This is a genomic window from Pseudomonas sp. S3_B11 (genome assembly GCF_054667715.1).
In genome coordinates this window covers 5,102,352-5,120,129 of record NZ_CP162749.1, presented here as the reverse complement: position 1 = coordinate 5,120,129, position 17,778 = coordinate 5,102,352, and the positions used below count along the sequence as shown (strand labels likewise).

Sequence of the window (17,778 nt, the reverse complement as noted above, 5' to 3'; positions counted from 1 at the left end):
GTCACGATTTTGGCTGTTTTCTGTCAGATATGTCCGTAGGGCGCCGGCTCGCTGGCTTTTTGGCACTGTGCTATCGTTCCGACACTTATCGTATTACCTAGAGATTTTCCATGAAAGTGGCGGTTCGGGAGGCTGTGCGCAGCAAGGACTGGGGGCATTATCTGCTTGCCGGTCTTCTGTGGTTGCTGTCGCCTATGGTGCTTGCCGAAGACCCGTCCTCCACGAGTCGGGCTGAACAGCGGGCCGAATCGGTCACTCAAGTCGTCTTGGGCATTCTCAGCTACGCGCGCTGGCCAGTAGAGCCTGCGCAGTTGCAACTGTGCATCGTCGGCCCGACTCAATACACCGACGACCTGGTCAAGGGCACCACTCAGGCCACCGGTCGACCGGTGACCGTGCAGCGATTGCTGGCCGATCACCCCAACATCGCCACGGACTGCAACGCCGTCTACATCGGCAGGCTGACCAGCGACGAGCGTACTCGTCTGTTTGACTCCCTGATCGGCAAGCCCGTGTTGAGCATCAGCGAAGGCGGTGACCAGTGCACCGTGGGGAGCCTGTTCTGTCTGCGGGTCGGTGATGAGCAGGTATCGTTCGAGGTCAACCTCGACTCGGTAGCGCGCAGTGGCGTGCGTATCCATCCCAGCGTTCTGCAGCTTTCCCGTCGCAGGCCGGCAGTACCATGAGCCTGTCCAAATCGCGGGTCCGTCCCACCCTGGGCTCGGTCATCGGGCGCGGCCACCTGATTGTCGCGTTGGTGGCGATCACCATGGCCAGTGTTTCCCTGACGTTGCTGGGTGTGCTTGCGTTGCGGGTCTACGCCGATCACAACCTGCACCTGATCGCCCGCTCGATCAACTACACCGTGGAAGCGGCCGTGGTATTCGATGACGCGGCGGCGGCCACCGAGGCGCTGGCGTTGATTGCCTCCACCGAGGAGGTCGCCGATGCCCAAGTGTTCAATGAGCACGGCCGCCTGTTGGCGCGCTGGAAACGTCCGGATACCGGTTTATTGTCGGAACTGGAAATGCACATTGCCAAGGCGTTTTTGGAAAAGCCCATCAGTCTGCCGATCGTTCATCAAGGGCGGAACATCGGCAGCATTCTATTGGCAGGGCATGGCGGCAGCCTGTTGCGCTTTTTGCTCAGCGGTCTGGCGGGGATCATTTTGTGCACGGCGGTGAGTGCCTGGGTAGCGTTGTACCTGGCGCGACGTCAGCTGCGGGCGATCACCGGACCATTGCGCAGCCTGGCCGAAGTGGCCCACGCGGCACGCAGCGAGCGGGCCCTGGATCGGCGCGTGCCGCCGGCCGCCATCGCCGAACTGGATAACCTGGCCAATGACTTCAATGCACTGCTCGACGAACTGGAGTCCTGGCAGACTCACCTGCAAAGCGAAAACGAAACCCTGGCACACCAGGCCAGTCACGACAGCTTGACCGGCTTGCCGAACCGGGCGTTTTTCGAGGGCCGGCTGATCCGCGCCTTGCGCAACGCCAGCAAGCTCAACGAGCAAGTGGCCGTGTTGTACCTCGACAGCGACCGGTTCAAGGGCATCAACGACAATTTCGGTCATGCTGCCGGTGACGCGGTGCTGACGGCCGTGGCGACCCGGGTGCGGGCACAGTTGCGTGAAGACGACTTGGTCGCACGCCTGGGAGGCGATGAATTCGCCGTGCTGCTGGCACCTCTGCACAAGGCCGAGGACGCCGAGCGGATCGCTGAAAAAATCATCGCCAGCATGGAAATGCCGATTCAACTGCCTGGCAATGCTTCAGTGCTGACGTCCCTCAGTATCGGCATTGCCGTTTACCCCGATGATGGTGCGACACCGGGCACCCTTCTCCATGCCGCCGATGCGGCGATGTACCAAGCCAAACGCCTCGCCCGAGGCGGTCAACATACGGCGGAGTCGGATCACTCCGTCGCTGATCTTCAAACCAGGAGCTGACTCGTGCGTTCATATCCTTCATTTTCCCTGCGCTGGTTCGCGGCGTTTTTGTTGCTGGCCGTCCTGGCCATGAGCGGTTGCCAGACGGCACCGCAGAAGGGCCTGACCCCGGCGCAAATCGCCGTACTCAAGCAACAAGGGTTCGAATTGACTGACGATGGCTGGGCGTTCGGCCTGTCGGGCAAGGTCCTGTTCGGCAGCGACGTGGAAAACCTCAACCCGGCCAGCACCGAAATCGTCGAGCGTATCGGCAAGGCACTGCTGGGGGCGGGAATCCAGCGGGTACGCGTCGATGGTCATACCGACGCATCGGGCTCCCAGGCCTACAACGAACAACTGTCGATGCGGCGGGCCGCCAGCGTGAGCAAGGTGCTGACAGCCGTTGGCATGCGCGAAGAGAACGTCCAACTGCGCGGCCTGGGCAGCAGCAAACCAGTCGCCTCCAACGACACCGCCAGCGGCCGCACCGAAAACCGCCGTGTCGCCATTGTGGTCATCGCCGACTAGTCGGCGAACACCATCTCCCGGCTGTCGCCCATCAGCAGTGGCTGGTTCTGTTCAGTCACTTCGCGAATGTAATCCCACAACAACGTAATCCGCTTCAGCTTCCTCAGGTCCTCCCGGCAGTACATCCAGAACTGCCGGGTGACGGTGATGTCCTCCGGCAGGACCGGCAACAGCCGTGGGTCCTGGGCGGCGAGGAAGCAGGGCAGGATTGCCAGCGAGCGTCCTTGCTGCGCTGCCACGAATTGCGCGATCACGCTGGTGCTGCGCAGGTGGGCATTGGCGCCGGGTAGTACGTTGGCCAGGTAGAGCAACTCGGAACTGAACGCCAGGTCATCCACGTAGCTGATGAACGAGTGCTTGCTCAAGTCGGCCGGGCGCCGGATGGGTGGGTGGTTGTCCAGGTATTGCTGGGTGGCATAGAGCTGCAGCCGGTAGTCGCACAATTTGCAGCATACATATGGGCCATGTTCGGGGCGTTCGAGGGCGATGACGATGTCGGCTTCGCGCTTGGAGAGGCTGATGAAGTGCGGCAGCGGGAGGATGTCTACCGAAATGGCCGGGTAGGCGTCGACGAAGTGGCTCAGTTGCGGGGTGATGAAGAAGCTGCCGAAGCCTTCGGTGCAGCCCATGCGCACGTGGCCGGACAACGCGACGCCAGAGCCTGAAACCTGCTCGCAGGCCATGTGCAGGGTGCTTTCGATCGATTCGGCGTAACCCAGCAGGCGTTGGCCTTCGGCCGTCAGGACAAAACCGTTGGTCCGGGATTTCTCGAACAGCAGCGTGCCCAACGAGGCTTCCAGCGAGCTGATGCGTCGCGACACCGTGGTGTAGTCGACGGCCAGGCGCTTGGCGGCAGTGCTGGCCTTGCGGGTGCGGGCCACTTCGAGGAAAAACTTGAGGTCGTCCCAATTCAGCGACCCCAGGGAGGTGATGTTTTTTTGCATGTTGGACCGGCTTTTATGTGCATTCTTATTAGAAGTTTGCACATCTATACTCCAAAAACCGTCTCATCACCAAGGTGTCTATGTACCTTGGTCCCAGCGCTCTCTATAAGAACAATCCCGGAGGCCAGCATGAACGTTTCCCTTACGCCCAGCGACACCACCCTGCAAACCGTCAGACTGTTGATCGATGGCGAGTGGGTTGAATCCCAATCCAGCGAATGGCACGACATCGTCAACCCGGCCACCCAGCAGGTGTTGGCAAAGGTTCCGTTCGCCACGGCCTCGGAAGTCGATGCCGCCATCGCCGCTGCCCAGCGTGCTTTCCAGACCTGGAAACTGACGCCCATCGGCGCGCGGATGCGCATCATGCTCAAGCTCCAGGCATTGATCCGCGAGCACTCCAAGCGCATCGCCGCGGTGCTCAGCGCCGAACAGGGCAAGACCATCGCTGATGCCGAGGGCGATATTTTCCGTGGCCTGGAAGTGGTCGAGCACGCCTGTTCCATCGGCACCCTGCAGATGGGTGAATTTGCCGAGAACGTCGCCGGTGGCGTTGATACCTACACGCTGCGCCAGCCGATTGGTGTGTGCGCGGGCATTACCCCGTTCAACTTCCCGGCAATGATTCCGCTGTGGATGTTCCCGATGGCCATCGCCTGCGGCAATACCTTTGTGCTCAAGCCATCGGAACAGGATCCGCTTTCGACCATGCTTCTGGTGGAACTGGCTATCGAGGCCGGCGTGCCGGCGGGTGTGCTCAATGTGGTGCACGGCGGCAAGGACGTGGTGGACGCGCTCTGCACCCACAAGGACATCAAGGCGGTTTCGTTCGTCGGTTCGACGGCGGTCGGCACCCACGTGTATGACCTGGCGGGTCGTCACGGCAAGCGCGTGCAGTCGATGATGGGCGCCAAGAACCACGCGGTGGTGTTGCCCGATGCCAATCGTGAGCAAACCCTCAACGCCTTGGTCGGCGCCGGTTTCGGCGCGGCGGGCCAGCGTTGCATGGCCACCTCCGTGGTGGTGCTGGTGGGCGCGGCCAAGCAGTGGTTGCCGGAGCTCAAGGCCTTGGCACAGAAGCTCAAGGTCAATGCCGGCAGCGAGCCGGGCACTGACGTCGGCCCGGTGATTTCCAAGCGCGCCAAGGCGCGGATCCTCGAATTGATCGAGAGTGGCGTGCAGCAAGGGGCGAAGCTGGAGCTCGATGGTCGTGGCATCAGCGTGCCGGGCTTCGAGCAGGGCAATTTCGTCGGCCCGACCCTGTTTTCCGGCGTGACCACCGACATGCGTATCTACACCGAAGAAATCTTCGGCCCTGTGCTGGTGGTGCTGGAAGTCGACACCCTGGATCAGGCGATTGCCCTGGTCAACGCCAACCCATTCGGCAACGGCACTGGCCTGTTCACCCAGAGCGGTGCGGCGGCGCGCAAATTCCAGAGTGAAATCGACGTCGGCCAGGTGGGCATCAACATTCCGATCCCGGTGCCGGTGCCGTTCTTCAGCTTCACCGGTTCCCGCGGTTCGAAACTCGGCGACCTCGGTCCGTACGGCAAACAAGTGGTGCAGTTCTACACTCAGACCAAGACCGTGACCGCGCGCTGGTTCGATGATGACAGCGTCAATGACGGTGTGAACACCACCATCAATTTGCGTTAAGGAGCCGGACATGAACATCGCATTTATCGGCCTGGGCAACATGGGCGCCCCCATGGCGCGCAACCTGCTCAAGGCTGGCCATTCGCTGAACTTGTTCGACCTGAACCAGACGGTGCTGGCTGAACTGGCGGCGTTGGGCGGCACGATCAGCGCCTCGCCTCGCGACGCGGCCCAGGGCACTGCGCTGGTGATCACCATGCTGCCGGCCGCCGCTCATGTGCGCAGTGTCTGGCTGGGTGAAGACGGTGTGCTGGCTGGCATCGCCGCCGGCACACCGGCGGTGGATTGCAGCACCATCGATCCACAAACTGCCCGCGACGTGGCGGCTGCCGCGGCGAAACAAGGGGTGGCGATGGCCGATGCGCCGGTCTCGGGCGGCACCGGCGGTGCGGCGGCGGGCACGTTGACCTTCATGGTTGGTGCCTCGGCCGAGTTGTTCGCCACCTTGCAACCGGTGTTGGCGCAAATGGGCCGTAACATCGTGCACTGTGGCGAAGTCGGCACCGGGCAGATCGCCAAGATCTGCAACAACCTGCTGCTGGGGATTTCCATGGTGGGCGTCAGCGAAGCCATGGCGTTGGGCGATGCCTTGGGGATCGACACCCAGGTGTTGGCCGGCATCATCAACAGTTCAACGGGCCGTTGCTGGAGTTCGGACACCTACAACCCATGGCCCGGCGTGATCGAAACGGCACCGGCGTCCCGTGGCTACACGGGGGGCTTTGGCGCCGACCTGATGCTCAAGGACCTGGGCCTGGCGACCGAAGCCGCGCGGCAGGCCCATCAGCCGGTGGTGCTGGGGGCGGTGGCGCAGCAGTTGTATCAGGCGATGAGCCAGCGGGGCGAGGGCGGCAAGGACTTTTCGGCGATTGTTAACAGCTATCGCAAGCCGCAGTAAGAGCGACGATATCGACGGGCTTTTGTGGCAAGGGCAATTATCTGTGGGAGCAAGGCTTGCTCCGTCGCCACAGAGGCTGCGCAATCTACAAAGTTGTTTTCCGAGAGACCACGTCGGGTGGTCTCTCGGTTTTTTGTTTCAGGCAAAGACGAAATATTTGCGCACGGTCTCGACCACTTCCCACGTGCCTTTCATGCCTGGCTCGACGACGAAGATGTCACCGGCGCGCAGATGGATCGGCGCCATGCCGTCCGGGGTGATGATGCAGTAGCCCTCCTGGAAATGGCAGTACTCCCACTTCACGTAATCCACACGCCATTTGCCGGGTGTGCAGATCCAGGTGCCCATGATCTTGCTGCCGTCTTCGCTGGTGTAGGCGTTGAGGTTGACGGTGTGCGGGTCGCCTTCGAGTTTTTCCCATTTGCAGGCGTCGAGTACGGGCAGCGGATGGGTGTCGCGCAGGACGGTGATGGGTGCGGTCATGTGAGCTCCGAAAGGGGCAGAAGAGAACAGGCACCCTAACGCGCGGCATGAGCGGGTAGATGTCTGTGGTCGACACCGGGCTATCCAGAAGCGCGCATCAATCGGCCAGATGCCGAGCCAGGGCCGTGGCGTAGGCCGGCAAACCGTCGAAGTTGCGGGCGCACAGCAGCAACGCCCGGTGCGCCCAGGCTTCTTGCAACGTGACACATTGATACGAAGGCTCGGGTGGGCGCCGGTCGATGGTAGCCTTCGGCACGATGGCAATGCCTGCACCATGGGCCACCATGCGAATCATCCCGTCGAAACCATCGGCACGAATGCGCACTTGCATGCGTGAGCCGATGTGCAGGGCCTGCTCTTCCAGGTGGATCGCCAAGGCGCTGGATGCGTTCAGGCCGACATAATCGTGGCTGAGGGTCTCGCTGAAACGTACGGCGCGACCGTCAGCCAGGGGGTGTCCGGTCGGTAGGATCAATACCAGTGGATCGTCGCGAAAAGGCCAGGTCTGAAGGCCCTCGGTGTCCACTGCGTCGGAAACGATCCCCAGGTCCGCCGCGCCTTGGCGCAGCGCATGGGTGATCCGAGAGCTGGGCAATTCCTGCAGGTCAATGTCGAGGTTGGGATGGGCCTGGAGAAAGCCGGCCAGCAGCTCGGGCAGGTATTCGGTCATGGCGCTGGTGTTGCACAGCAGCCGCACCCGGCCTTTGACGCCCTTGGCGTATTCGGCCAGGTCCTGTTGCAGGCGTTCGGCCTGTTGCAGCAGGATCCGGGCGTGCTCGGCCAGGGCTTTGCCCGCGGGAGTGGGCGTTACACCACGCCGCCCCCGTTCAAGCAGGTCGATGCCCAGGGACGCTTCCATGGCTCGCACTCGTGCGCTGGCCGCGGCCAGGGACAAATGGCTGCGAGCCGCACCGGCGGTGATGTTGCCGGTGTCGAGAATGTTCAGGTAGAGGCGCAGGTCGGTGAGGTCGAAGTGCATGGGCGGGGATCCTGTCTCAAGTGCTGTGGCGCCTGGTTTATCGTCATCGCGAGCAAGCTCGCTCCCACATGGGATTGCATTTCAACTGTGGGAGCGAGCTGGCTCGCGATGGCGTCGGCCGCATCAGCGAGTTCACAGCCTCTTGCCGCAAGAGAGGCAGTCTCAGTATATGACAGATTTTAAAGCCGAGGCCTCGGGTGCAGGATACCCCCATGGACACACTCATCGCTTTCTATCAAAACCTCGGCCTGGCCCTTTCCCTGCTGGTTATCGGCACCTTCCTGCTGGCCGGCACCATCAAGGGTGTGATCGGCCTTGGCCTGCCGACCATCTCCATGGGCTTGCTTGGGTTGGCTATGGCTCCGGCGCAGGCTGCGGCGCTGCTCATCATCCCAGCGACCCTGACCAATCTCTGGCAACTGGCGTTTGGCGGTCATCTGCAAGCCCTGCTCCGGCGACTGTGGCCGCTGTTGCTGGCGATTTTCATTGGCACCGGGCTCGGTACGCTGTGGCTCGGCATGACGGGCGGGGCCTGGGTGGTGCGGGCCTTGGGCGCGGCGCTAGTGCTGTATGCGCTGAGCGGGTTATTGCTGCCAACGCTGCGGGTCGGCGCCCGTGTCGAGCCGTGGATCGCTCCGCTCTGCGGGCTGCTCACCGGCCTCATCACTTGCGCCACTGGCGTATTCGTCATTCCGGCGGTGCCCTATCTGCAAGCGCTGGGCCTGAGCAAGGACGAACTGGTACAGGCCTTGGGCCTGTCATTCACCGTTTCTACCCTGGCCCTGGCCGCCGGCCTGTTGTGGCGCGGCGCACTGGGCGGGGGCGAATTGAGCGCTTCGTTGCTGGCGCTGGCACCGGCGCTGCTGGGGATGTGGCTGGGGCAATGGTTGCGCCAGCGGATCAGCGCCGTGTTGTTCAAGCGGGTGTTTTTCATCGGCCTCGGCGTGCTCGGCGGCCATCTGCTGATCAGCGGCTAGCCGAGGACGGGCTGAGCATGTCGACGCGGCGGATTTCGAAGTCTCGCTCCAGATAATCCATGCGTTGTTCGAAGAACTGCTGCATGTGCGGCAGGTTCGAGTGCACCTCCAGGTGCGCCTGGGATGCCCAGATCTCATAGAAGATAAACAGCGTCGGATCCTGCTGGTCCCGCAGCATGTGATATTCGACGCAGCCGGGCTCGGCACGGCTTGGCTCGACGTAGGCGCGGAACAACGCTTCGAAGGCTTCGGCTTTTTCCGGACGGGTCTTGGCGTGCAGGATGAAACCGTGCAGTTCGCTCATCGAGGTGGCTCCTGAGATAAAAGAGGTCTCGAAGTCTAAGGCAATAATCGGCCGTTCATTTGTGCGTATAGGTCAAATCAGTTTTGCCGTCGGGTGGCTTATTCCCCATGAAGCTCATCGTTATTCTGCCGCCATCATTTTCAACCTTTCCATGCGGCGGCCTTTGCCGGCCCATGCCGTGGAACCCGATGAGATTCCCCATGAAAAAAGTCCTGTTGCTCAATGGCGGCAAACAATTCGCTCACTCCGACGGTCGCTACAACGCCACCCTCCACGACACGGCGCTCAGCGTGTTGGACCGTGGTGGTTTTGATGTGAAAACCACTTTCATCGACGGCGGCTACGACATCAAGGAAGAAGTCGCCAAGTTCCTGTGGGCCGACGTGATCATTTACCAGATGCCGGGTTGGTGGATGGGCGCACCCTGGACCGTGAAGAAATACATCGACGAAGTCTTCACCGAAGGCCACGGCAGCCTCTACGCCAGCGACGGCCGGACCCGTTCCGATGCCTCGCAGAAATACGGCAGCGGTGGCCTGGTCCAGGGCAAGCAGTACATGTTGTCGCTGACCTGGAACGCTCCGCAGCAAGCCTTCGACGACCCGACCGACTTCTTCGAGGCCAAGGGCGTGGACGCGGTGTACTTCCCGTTCCACAAGACCAATCAGTTCCTCGGCATGACCGGCCTGCCGACCTTCCTGTGCGTGGATGTGATGAAGCGCCCGAACATCGAAGAAGATGTGGAGCGGTATGAGCGGCATTTGGTTGAGGTGTTCGGTCTGAAGGTGTGACCTTTCTTTTGCTGCGCATCCCGATACTATCCTGTGGCGGGTGGGTGAACCTGCACTGTGGGAGCAAAGCTTGCTCGCGAAACAGACACCTCGATTCCCGAAAGACCGCGGCGTCTTCATCGCGAGCAAGCTTTGCTCCCACATAGCGAGGATAAATCCCCTCGCCACAAGAGAGATCAGTCGACAGGGGGATACGTGAAAGCCAGATCCGACGAATTGCAGATTTTCGTCTGCGTGATCGAGTGCGGATCCATCTCCGCCGCCGCCGAGCAGGTCGGGCAGACGCCGTCGGCGGTCAGCCGCACGTTGTCGCGGCTGGAGGCCAAGCTCGATACCACGCTGATCAACCGCACCACGCGGCGCATGGACCTGACCGAGGAGGGCAAGTATTTCTTTGAGCAGGCCAAAGGCATCCTCGACCAGATGGATGAGCTGGAAGAGCGCCTGTCATCCCGCCAGAAAAATCCTGCAGGCCGGTTACGGATCAACGCGGCCTCGCCGTTCATGCTGCATGCCATCGTTCCACACATCGACGAGTTCCGCAGGCGTTACCCGGACATCCAGCTCGAACTCAACAGCAACGACTTGATCATCGACCTGCTGGAGCAAAGCACCGACATCGCCATCCGCATCGGCACCCTCACCGACTCGACGCTCCACGCCCGCGCCCTGGGTTGCAGCCCGTTGCACATCCTGGCCAGCCCCGCTTATCTGAAGCAGCACGGCACGCCGTCAAGCGTCGCCGAGCTGGCAGGCCATGCGCTGCTGGGGTTTGCCCAGAACGAGGGACTCAACCAGTGGCCGCTGCGCCACGTACACGGTGATCGTTGGCTGATCCAGCCAGCCATCAGCGCGTCCAGTGGCGAGACCGTGCGCCACTTGGCGCTGCAGGGGCAGGGCATTGCCTGCCTGTCGGACTTCATGACCCGCGAAGACATCCGTGCCGGTCGGCTGAAGGTGCTGCTGGCCGATGCCAACAGTGGATATCGCCAGCCGATCAATGCCGTGTACTACCGCAACTCGCAATTGGCCTTGCGGATCCAGTGCTTCCTGGACTTCATCCAGGACAAGCTCGCCGGCTACGCCTCGCGGGAATTCAAGGGCTGATTCGTGACTTCAAGGCAAGAGTGATTTGGGCAATGTGGACTGTTTCGTCAGGGATGGGGCCTCGATACTTGCGCCATCACTGATCTGGCCAAGGAGTTTGTCCATGAACGTATTTGTCACCGGCGCTGCCGGTTTTATCGGCGGTTCCATCGCCACCGGCCTGGTACGCGCCGGGCATCGAGTCATCGGTCTGGTGCGCAGCGCCGAACAGGCGAACGAACTGACGGCGCTGGGCATCGAGCCGGTTATCGGCACCCTCGAAGACAGCGCGCTGCTGACCGAGCAGGCCCGTGCCGCCGATGCGGTGATCAATGCCGCCAGCAGCGACCACCGCGGTGCGGTCCAAGCGTTGATCGAAGGGCTCAAGGGCTCGAACAAAGTGCTGCTGCACACCAGCGGTTCGAGCATCGTCGGCGACGCTTCGGGCGGTCGTTCCAGCGATGCGATCTACTACGAAAATGACCTGCCGGCGCCCACCGCCGACAAGGCTGCCCGTGTCGCCATTGACAACCTGGTCCTGGATGCGGCGAAGCAAGGCGTGAACTCGGCGGTGATCTGCAACACCTTGATCTATGGCCACAGCCTGGGCGTCAAGCGTGACAGCGTGCAACTGCCGCGCCTGCTCAAGCAGGCCGGTAAAAGTGGCGTGGTGCGGCATGTCGGGCCGGGACAGAACATCTGGTCCAATGTGCACATCGAGGACGTGGTCGAGTTGTACAAACTGGCCCTGACCCGCAACCAGCCGGGCACCTTCTACTTCGTCGAAAGCGGCGAAGCCTCGTTCATCGACATGACCACCGCCATTGCCCGGGAGTTGAACCTTGGCGAACCGCAGGACTGGTCATTGGCCGATGCCGAAGCGGAGTGGGGTTACGAAATGGCCAACTATGGCCTGGGTTCCAACAGCCGTGTACGAGGCAAGAACGCCCGTGAGCTGCTGGGTTGGACGCCGAAGCGGACCTCGGTGCTAGAGTGGATTCTTGATGAGATGGTGTGAGTGACACCGGTAGTGCCAGCAAAATAAGCACCCCTGTGGGAGCGAGCTTGCTCGCGATGGCGTCGTGTCAGTCAGTGTTGGAGTGGGCTGACCCACCGCTATCGCGAGCAAGCTCGCTCCCACAGGGTGTGTGTTGGCATGTCGTCAGTCGTGGTGCACGCCCGCGCGCTTGAGCATTTGCTTGCAGCGCTCGGACAGGTGGAACACACGCAGGTGCTTGCCGGCTTTGCTGTAGCGTTCGCGCAGGGTCTTGAGTGCGGCGACGGCCGAGTAGTCGACGAAGCTCAAATGCCGGCAGTCCAGGGTGACCTGGGCCGGGTCATTGGCCGGGTCGAACTGGTTGAGGAACGGCGTCGTCGAGGCGAAGAACAGCGTGCCGTGCAGGCGATAGAGTTTGCTGCCGTCGGCTTCCTGGTGCGTGTCGGCGTACAGCTCCCGGGCCTGTTGCCAGGCGAAGTTGAGCGCCGCGATGACGATGCCGCAGAGCACGGCCACGGCCAGGTCGGTGAACACCGTAATGACGGTCACCGCGATGATCACCAACACATCATTCTTCGGCACCTTGTTGATCACCCGCAGCGAGGCCCAGGCGAAGGTCTGCTGTGCAACCACGAACATCACGCCCACCAGCGCAGCCAGCGGGATGCGCTCGATCAGCGGCGACAGGAACAACACGAACAGCAACACCATCACCCCGGCCACCACGCCCGATAAGCGTCCGCGCCCACCCGAGCTGAGGTTGATCACCGTCTGGCCGATCATGGCGCAACCGCCCATGCCGCCGAACAGCCCGGAGGCGATATTGGCTGCGCCCAGCGCCACGCATTCACGGTCCGGATAACCGCGGCTCTGGGTGATTTCATCCGTCAGGTTCAGGGTCAGCAGGGTTTCCAGCAAACCGACCATCGCCATGATCACCGCGTAGGGCACGACGATCTGCAGGGTCTCCAGGTTCCAGGGAAGATCGGGCCAGGCGAAAGCGGGCAAGCCGCCGGCGATATGGGCCATGTCGCCCAGCGTTCGGGTGGACAGGCCGAGCAGGTAGACCGCCAGGCCGACACCGAGGATCGCCACCAGGGCCGGCGGCACGCTGCGGGTCAGGCGTGGCAGCAGGTAGACGATGGCCATGGTCAGTGCCACCAGGCCGGCCATCAGATACAGCGGATCGCCGCTGAGCCAGGTTTCACCCTGCTTGAAATGCTCCAGTTGGGCGAGCGCAATGACAATCGCCAGGCCGTTGACGAAGCCGAGCATCACCGGGTGCGGGACCATGCGCACCAGCTTGCCCAACCGCAACAGCCCGAAGGCCATCATGATCAGCCCGCCCAGCAGCACGGTGGCCAACAGGTATTGCACGCCGTGCTGCACCACCAGCGCGATGATGACCACGGCCATCGACCCCGCCGCCCCCGACACCATGCCTGGTCGACCGCCGAACAACGCGGTCAGCGTGCAGATGATGAACGCGCCGTAGAGCCCCATCAGCGGGTTGAGGTGGGCCACCAGGGCGAAGGCGATGCATTCGGGGAGCAAGGCGAAAGAAGTGGTGAGGCCGGCGAGGGCGTCGGCGCGAAGACGTGCTGATTTCATGATTTACCTGACTGGGCGCCGGTGGAGAGTCGGCTGCCGGGGAGTGGTGCAAAAAACAGGTGCGGATGGTACGGAATTGAGTGCGGGGCGGCCAGCCGTTGGTCGGTTGTGTTGATCGTTCCCACGCGGGAGCGTGGGAGCGATCAACAAGTCAGGGCGATGAAAGTCTTGCGCTGAATTTTCATCAACGCCGTGTCGCGATGTCCGTCAGCGACAAATTTTATCTGTGCGCGAAAATTACTTTCAGTGGGTTTGAAGATTATTCGTCGAAATGATTTATGAGTTTCACAACACATCGACGTGACCCCATTCGAGGAGTAACGCATGGCCCCTGCTTTCGGTTATTGGCTACTGGTCTACGCGGCCATCGCGATCATTGCGCTGATCGTGCTGATCGCCCGTTATCGGCTCAATCCGTTCATTGTGATTACCCTGGTGTCCATTGGCCTGGCGCTGCTGGCCGGGATGCCGCCGTCGGGTGTGGTGGGGGCGTACGAGGCGGGTGTCGGCAAGACGCTGGGGCACATCGCGCTGGTGGTGGCCTTGGGCACGATGCTCGGCAAAATGATGGCCGAATCTGGCGGCGCCGAGCGGATGGCGCAGACGCTGATCGAACGCTTCGGCGAGCGCAACGCCCACTGGGCAATGGTGTGCATCGCCTTCCTGGTCGGGCTGCCGTTGTTCTTCGAAGTCGGTTTTGTGCTGCTGGTGCCCATCGCCTTCACCATCGCCCGGCGTGTGGGCGTGTCGATCCTGATGGTGGGGCTGCCGATGGTCGCCGGGCTGTCGGTGGTGCATGCGCTGGTGCCGCCGCATCCGGCGGCGATGCTGGCGGTGCAGGCGTTCCAGGCTTCGGTGGGGCAAACCTTGTTGTACGCGATCCTGATCGGCATTCCCACGGCGATCATCGCCGGCCCGCTGTACGCCAAATTCATCGTGCCGCGCATCCAGCTGCCGGCTGAAAACCCGTTGGAGCGACAATTCCTCGACCGTGAGCCGCGCGCAAACCTGCCGGGTTTCGGCGTGACCTTGGGGACGATTCTGCTGCCGGTGATCCTGATGCTGATCGGCGGCTGGGCCAACCTGATTTCCACCCCGGGCAGCGGTTTCAATCAATTCCTGCTGTTCATCGGCAACTCGGTGATTGCCTTGCTGCTGGCGACCATCCTCAGCTTCTGGACCCTTGGCCTGGCCCAGGGCTTCAACCGTGAGTCGATCCTCAAATTCACCAACGAATGCCTGGCACCGACGGCCAGCATCACTTTGCTGGTGGGCGCTGGCGGCGGTTTGAACCGGATCCTGGTGGACGCCGGGGTCACGCAACAGATCGTGGGCCTGGCCCAGGAGTTCCAGCTGTCACCGCTGGTCATGGGCTGGCTGTTTGCCGCACTGATGCGCGTCGCCACGGGGTCGGCCACCGTGGCAATGACCACGGCATCCGGCATCGTCGCGCCTGTGGCGATTGGCCTGGGTTATCCCCACCCCGAACTGTTGGTGCTGGCGACCGGCGCCGGGTCGGTTATCTTTTCCCACGTCAACGACGGCGGCTTCTGGCTGATCAAGGAATACTTCAATATGACCGTCGCGCAAACCTTCAAGACCTGGACCGTGCTCGAAACGCTGATCTCCGTGGTCGCGTTCGCCTTGACCCTCGGGCTTTCACGCTTGCTTTGAGCGCAACGCCACCCAACAGGAGCCGCCATGGACATCCTCTACCAGATCCGCTCCCGCCAGGATTCCTTCAGCGCCGGCGAAGGCAGAATCGCCCGGCTGATGCTCGACGACGTAGGCTTTGCCGCCTCTGCCAGCCTCGAGGAACTGGCCCAACGGGCGGAAGTCAGCAGCGCTACGCTGTCGCGCTTCGCCCGCACCGTCGGGTGCCGCGACCTGCGGGACTTGCGCCTGCAACTGGCCCAGGCCAGCGGTGTCGGCAGCCGTTTCCTCGACCCGGCTGGCGCGCCTGAGCAATCGGCGTTTTATGGACAGATCGTTGGCGATATCGAGGCGACCCTGCGCCAGCATTTGTCGGCGTTCGAAGAGTCGCGGTTCGGCGATGCGGTGCGGATGATCGGCAAGGCGCGGATGATCCATGCGTTCGGCCTCGGTGGCTGGTCGGCGCTGTGCGGTGAGGAATTGCAGGTGCGCCTGGTGCGTTTCGGCTACCCGATTGCCGCCTGTCGCGACTCGGTGATGATGCGCATCACGGCCACTTCGTTGAGCGACCAACATCTGCTCATTGCCTGTTCGCTTACAGGTATCACGCCGGAGCTGTTGAGCGCGGTCGAACTGGCTCGCAGCTACGGTGCGGCGATCCTGGCCATCACTCGCGCCGACTCGCCACTGGCCCAATTGGCCGACTGCGTGCTGCCCCTGCAAGGCGCCGAAACCTCGTTCATCTACAAACCCACGGCGGCACGCTACGGCATGCTGCTGGCCATCGACGTGCTCGCCACCGAGCTGGCGCTGGCCCACCCCGAAGACAATCAAGAGCGCCTGCGGCGGGTCAAACTCGCCCTGGACGATTACCGCGGCGGCGACGATCACTTGCCGCTGGGAGACTGACATGCTGTACGACACGCTTATCCGCAATGCGCTGGTCATCGATGGCAGCGACACGCCTGGCTACCGCGCCGACGTCGCCATTCGCGCCGGTCGCATCGAACGCATCGGCGACTTGCGCGATGCCCGCGCGGTTGAAGACATCGACGCCGCCGGCCGCGTGCTCGCGCCAGGCTTCATCGATGTGCATACCCACGACGACACGGTGGTCATTCGCCAACCGCAGATGCTGCCCAAGCTCAGCCAGGGCGTGACCACCGTCATCGTCGGCAACTGCGGCATCAGCGCTTCGCCGGTGAGCCTGCGAGGCGATCCTCCGGACCCGATGAACCTGCTCGGCACGGCCCAGGCGTTCGCCTACCCGCGCTTTACGGATTATCGCGCAGCCGTAGAGGCCGCCACACCGGCGGTCAACGTGGCTGCGTTGGTCGGGCACACGGCGTTGCGCAGCAATCACATGGACGATTTGTTGCGCACGGCCTCGGTGGGAGAAATCGCCGCCATGCGTCGGCAATTGCGCGAAAGCCTGGAGGCCGGTGCGCTGGGTTTGTCCACCGGACTGGCCTACGCCAATGCGTTTTCGGCGTCCACCGACGAAGTCATGCAACTGACCGAAGAGTTGGCCGCGTTCGGTGCGGTCTACACCACCCACCTGCGCAGCGAATTCGAACCGGTGCTTGAAGCCATGGACGAGGCCTTCCAGATTGGCCGGCACGCCCAAAGCCCGGTGATCATTTCCCACCTCAAATGCGCGGGCGCCGGTAATTGGGGACGAAGCCCGCAGGTGCTCGCGGCGTTGGAAACCGCAGCGAAATCCCACCCGGTCGGCTGTGATTGCTACCCCTATGCGGCCAGCTCCTCGACCCTGGATCTCAAACAGGTGACCGATGCCCATCGCATCACCATCACCTGGTCGACAGCGCATCCGCACATGGGCGGTCGCGACCTGGCCGACATCGCCAACGAATGGAACTTGTCGCTGCTGGAGGCGGCCCGGCGCCTGCAACCGGCCGGCGCGGTGTACTACGGCATGGACGAGGGCGACGTACGACGGATCCTCGCCCATCCGTTGTCCATGGTCGGCTCCGACGGTTTGCCCGAAGACCCGTTTCCCCATCCGCGCTTGTGGGGCGCTTTCCCACGGGTACTGGGACATTTCAGTCGTGACGTCGGGCTTTTTCCGTTGCACACCGCCGTGCACAAAATGACCGGCCTTTCTGCGGCGCGCTTTGGCTTGAAGCACCGGGGTGAAATTCGTGAAGGGCATTGGGCGGACCTGGTGTTGTTCAATCCCCAAACCATTCGCGACGTGGCTGATTTCAACGAACCCCAACGGGCTGCCGACGGTATCGATGGCGTGTGGGTCAATGGTGTCTTGAGCTATCGCGAAGGGCAGGCAAACGGGCGACGGGAAGGTCGATTCCTGGCGCGCGAAGGCGATCTGCGCCAGGGATTCAGTCCATCGGGCAGCGTTTGATGGCGTGTAAGCGGCTGAAATAACGTTAATTGGCGCCACAATAATGGCACTGCGACACTCAAGAAGCCGGGTTCAAGGCCGAAGCATTGAGGTCAACCCATCTACACTGGGTATTTTCAGCCAGGGAGCAACCCATGAGCTTCGGTAAAACCACCCCAATCCTGCGGATCTTCGATGAAGCCAAGGCGTTGGCGTTCTATGTCGACTTCCTGGGCTTTACCGTCGATTGGCAACATCGCTTCGGTGACGACTTCCCGCTGTACCTGCAAGTCTCCCGCGGCGACTGCGTGCTGCATCTGTCCGAGCACCATGGCGATTGCACACCGGGCTCGGCGTTGCGGATCGAGACCGATGAATTGGAAGCGTTCCAGCAGCAATTGCTGGCCAAGCAATACCGCTACGCCCACCCCCAGATCCAGGCCATGCCCTGGGGTAGCCAGGACATGGCGATCAGTGATCCGTTCGGGAATCGGTTGGTGTTTACCAATGCGATTAATGTCTAGAGCCAGATACCCATGTTCTTTCCGGGCCGTGCTCCAGGTTCAGGGCATGGCTGTT

At 62.3% G+C, this 17,778-nt stretch carries 19 protein-coding genes; 13 read left to right on the top strand and 6 right to left on the bottom strand.

Annotation, left to right across the window (positions count from 1 at the left end):
* The first annotated feature begins 110 nt into the window (after positions 1-110).
* From AB4O22_RS23045 to AB4O22_RS23035, 3 genes are all read left to right on the top strand, one after another.
* Complete coding sequence (locus AB4O22_RS23045; RefSeq protein ID WP_013692183.1) at positions 111-686, top strand: YfiR family protein; 576 nt, start codon at positions 111-113, stop codon at positions 684-686.
* Positions 683-1,951 carry a diguanylate cyclase domain-containing protein gene (locus AB4O22_RS23040; RefSeq protein ID WP_003197529.1) on the top strand — a complete coding sequence of 423 codons (1,269 nt, stop codon included), beginning with the start codon at positions 683-685 and terminating at the stop codon, positions 1,949-1,951. Before AB4O22_RS23045 ends, AB4O22_RS23040 begins: the two co-directional genes overlap by 4 nt.
* A 69-nt stretch (positions 1,952-2,020) precedes the next feature.
* Positions 2,021-2,458: an OmpA family protein gene (locus AB4O22_RS23035; RefSeq protein WP_223470346.1), complete on the top strand. Its 438-nt coding sequence runs from the start codon at positions 2,021-2,023 to the stop codon at positions 2,456-2,458.
* Here the strand turns inward: AB4O22_RS23035 and AB4O22_RS23030 are convergent.
* Positions 2,455-3,402 (bottom strand): LysR family transcriptional regulator, encoded by a 948-nt coding sequence (locus tag AB4O22_RS23030; protein WP_003197534.1) that lies wholly within the window; start codon positions 3,400-3,402, stop codon positions 2,455-2,457. The genes AB4O22_RS23035 and AB4O22_RS23030 overlap by 4 nt on opposite strands.
* 129 nt (positions 3,403-3,531) lie before the next feature.
* On the opposite strand from AB4O22_RS23030, the gene AB4O22_RS23025 reads away from it, so the two are divergent.
* Both AB4O22_RS23025 and mmsB read left to right on the top strand, forming a co-directional pair.
* Positions 3,532-5,058, top strand: a complete 1,527-nt coding sequence (locus AB4O22_RS23025) for a CoA-acylating methylmalonate-semialdehyde dehydrogenase (protein WP_003197536.1) — start codon at positions 3,532-3,534, stop codon at positions 5,056-5,058.
* A gap of 10 nt (positions 5,059-5,068) precedes the next feature.
* Complete coding sequence (gene mmsB, locus AB4O22_RS23020; RefSeq protein ID WP_003197538.1) at positions 5,069-5,956, top strand: 3-hydroxyisobutyrate dehydrogenase; 888 nt, start codon at positions 5,069-5,071, stop codon at positions 5,954-5,956.
* 138 nt (positions 5,957-6,094) lie between these two features.
* Here the strand turns inward: mmsB and AB4O22_RS23015 are convergent, their stop codons facing one another.
* Positions 6,095-6,439: a cupin domain-containing protein gene (locus AB4O22_RS23015; protein ID WP_003197542.1), complete on the bottom strand. Its 345-nt coding sequence runs from the start codon at positions 6,437-6,439 to the stop codon at positions 6,095-6,097.
* A 97-nt stretch (positions 6,440-6,536) separates the two neighbouring features.
* Positions 6,537-7,418 (bottom strand): LysR substrate-binding domain-containing protein, encoded by an 882-nt coding sequence (locus AB4O22_RS23010; protein WP_258636650.1) that lies wholly within the window; start codon positions 7,416-7,418, stop codon positions 6,537-6,539.
* 212 nt (positions 7,419-7,630) lie between these two features.
* Between AB4O22_RS23010 and AB4O22_RS23005 the strand changes: the two genes are divergently transcribed.
* Positions 7,631-8,395 carry a sulfite exporter TauE/SafE family protein gene (locus AB4O22_RS23005; RefSeq protein ID WP_363807430.1) on the top strand — a complete coding sequence of 255 codons (765 nt, stop codon included), beginning with the start codon at positions 7,631-7,633 and terminating at the stop codon, positions 8,393-8,395.
* Here the strand turns inward: AB4O22_RS23005 and AB4O22_RS23000 are convergent.
* A complete protein-coding gene (locus AB4O22_RS23000; RefSeq protein ID WP_003197548.1) occupies positions 8,385-8,699 on the bottom strand; it encodes a putative quinol monooxygenase in 315 nt (104 codons plus the stop codon). The two genes, AB4O22_RS23005 and AB4O22_RS23000, sit on opposite strands and share 11 nt — an antisense overlap.
* A gap of 55 nt (positions 8,700-8,754) precedes the next feature.
* On the bottom strand, positions 8,755-8,901 hold the full coding sequence (locus AB4O22_RS22995) for a hypothetical protein (RefSeq protein WP_155252634.1): 147 nt from the start codon (positions 8,899-8,901) through the stop codon (positions 8,755-8,757).
* Here AB4O22_RS22995 and AB4O22_RS22990 point away from each other — a divergent pair.
* From AB4O22_RS22990 to AB4O22_RS22980, 3 genes are all read left to right on the top strand, one after another.
* Positions 8,900-9,490 (top strand): NAD(P)H-dependent oxidoreductase, encoded by a 591-nt coding sequence (locus AB4O22_RS22990; RefSeq protein WP_460097246.1) that lies wholly within the window; start codon positions 8,900-8,902, stop codon positions 9,488-9,490. The genes AB4O22_RS22995 and AB4O22_RS22990 overlap by 2 nt on opposite strands.
* A 195-nt stretch (positions 9,491-9,685) precedes the next feature.
* Complete coding sequence (locus AB4O22_RS22985) at positions 9,686-10,597, top strand: LysR substrate-binding domain-containing protein (RefSeq protein WP_460097245.1); 912 nt, start codon at positions 9,686-9,688, stop codon at positions 10,595-10,597.
* A gap of 103 nt (positions 10,598-10,700) precedes the next feature.
* Entirely contained in the window at positions 10,701-11,594 is an 894-nt protein-coding gene (locus AB4O22_RS22980; RefSeq protein WP_223470256.1) for an NAD-dependent epimerase/dehydratase family protein, read from the top strand.
* A 144-nt stretch (positions 11,595-11,738) separates the two neighbouring features.
* On the opposite strand, the gene AB4O22_RS22975 is transcribed toward AB4O22_RS22980, so the two are convergent.
* Positions 11,739-13,184, bottom strand: coding sequence for a SulP family inorganic anion transporter (locus AB4O22_RS22975; protein ID WP_027912112.1), 1,446 nt, complete (start codon positions 13,182-13,184; stop codon positions 11,739-11,741).
* A gap of 324 nt (positions 13,185-13,508) precedes the next feature.
* Here AB4O22_RS22975 and AB4O22_RS22970 point away from each other — a divergent pair, with 324 nt between their 5' ends.
* From AB4O22_RS22970 to AB4O22_RS22955, 4 genes are all read left to right on the top strand, one after another.
* Positions 13,509-14,858, top strand: a complete 1,350-nt coding sequence (locus AB4O22_RS22970; RefSeq protein WP_013692187.1) for a GntT/GntP/DsdX family permease — start codon at positions 13,509-13,511, stop codon at positions 14,856-14,858.
* A 27-nt stretch (positions 14,859-14,885) separates the two neighbouring features.
* Positions 14,886-15,746: a MurR/RpiR family transcriptional regulator gene (locus AB4O22_RS22965; RefSeq protein WP_223470258.1), complete on the top strand. Its 861-nt coding sequence runs from the start codon at positions 14,886-14,888 to the stop codon at positions 15,744-15,746.
* A 1-nt stretch (position 15,747) separates the two neighbouring features.
* The gene (locus AB4O22_RS22960; RefSeq protein ID WP_053161839.1) at positions 15,748-17,220 is read left to right on the top strand and encodes an N-acyl-D-amino-acid deacylase family protein; all 1,473 of its coding nucleotides are present in this window, start codon (positions 15,748-15,750) and stop codon (positions 17,218-17,220) included.
* Between the two features lie 134 nt (positions 17,221-17,354).
* On the top strand, positions 17,355-17,723 hold the full coding sequence (locus tag AB4O22_RS22955) for a glyoxalase superfamily protein (RefSeq protein WP_003197565.1): 369 nt from the start codon (positions 17,355-17,357) through the stop codon (positions 17,721-17,723).
* Positions 17,724-17,778 lie beyond the last annotated feature (55 nt).

Coding starts and splice junctions, on each gene's coding strand:
- AB4O22_RS23045 (WP_013692183.1), top strand. CDS start 111: ATGAAAGTGGCGGTTCGGGAGGCTGTGCGCAGCAAGGACTGGGGGCAT.
- AB4O22_RS23040 (WP_003197529.1), top strand. CDS start 683: ATGAGCCTGTCCAAATCGCGGGTCCGTCCCACCCTGGGCTCGGTCATC.
- AB4O22_RS23035 (WP_223470346.1), top strand. CDS start 2,021: ATGAGCGGTTGCCAGACGGCACCGCAGAAGGGCCTGACCCCGGCGCAA.
- AB4O22_RS23030 (WP_003197534.1), bottom strand. CDS start 3,402: ATGCAAAAAAACATCACCTCCCTGGGGTCGCTGAATTGGGACGACCTC.
- AB4O22_RS23025 (WP_003197536.1), top strand. CDS start 3,532: ATGAACGTTTCCCTTACGCCCAGCGACACCACCCTGCAAACCGTCAGA.
- mmsB (WP_003197538.1), top strand. CDS start 5,069: ATGAACATCGCATTTATCGGCCTGGGCAACATGGGCGCCCCCATGGCG.
- AB4O22_RS23015 (WP_003197542.1), bottom strand. CDS start 6,439: ATGACCGCACCCATCACCGTCCTGCGCGACACCCATCCGCTGCCCGTA.
- AB4O22_RS23010 (WP_258636650.1), bottom strand. CDS start 7,418: ATGCACTTCGACCTCACCGACCTGCGCCTCTACCTGAACATTCTCGAC.
- AB4O22_RS23005 (WP_363807430.1), top strand. CDS start 7,631: ATGGACACACTCATCGCTTTCTATCAAAACCTCGGCCTGGCCCTTTCC.
- AB4O22_RS23000 (WP_003197548.1), bottom strand. CDS start 8,699: ATGAGCGAACTGCACGGTTTCATCCTGCACGCCAAGACCCGTCCGGAA.
- AB4O22_RS22990 (WP_460097246.1), top strand. CDS start 8,900: ATGAAAAAAGTCCTGTTGCTCAATGGCGGCAAACAATTCGCTCACTCC.
- AB4O22_RS22995 (WP_155252634.1), bottom strand. CDS start 8,901: ATGGGGAATCTCATCGGGTTCCACGGCATGGGCCGGCAAAGGCCGCCG.
- AB4O22_RS22980 (WP_223470256.1), top strand. CDS start 10,701: ATGAACGTATTTGTCACCGGCGCTGCCGGTTTTATCGGCGGTTCCATC.
- AB4O22_RS22975 (WP_027912112.1), bottom strand. CDS start 13,184: ATGAAATCAGCACGTCTTCGCGCCGACGCCCTCGCCGGCCTCACCACT.
- AB4O22_RS22970 (WP_013692187.1), top strand. CDS start 13,509: ATGGCCCCTGCTTTCGGTTATTGGCTACTGGTCTACGCGGCCATCGCG.
- AB4O22_RS22965 (WP_223470258.1), top strand. CDS start 14,886: ATGGACATCCTCTACCAGATCCGCTCCCGCCAGGATTCCTTCAGCGCC.
- AB4O22_RS22960 (WP_053161839.1), top strand. CDS start 15,748: ATGCTGTACGACACGCTTATCCGCAATGCGCTGGTCATCGATGGCAGC.
- AB4O22_RS22955 (WP_003197565.1), top strand. CDS start 17,355: ATGAGCTTCGGTAAAACCACCCCAATCCTGCGGATCTTCGATGAAGCC.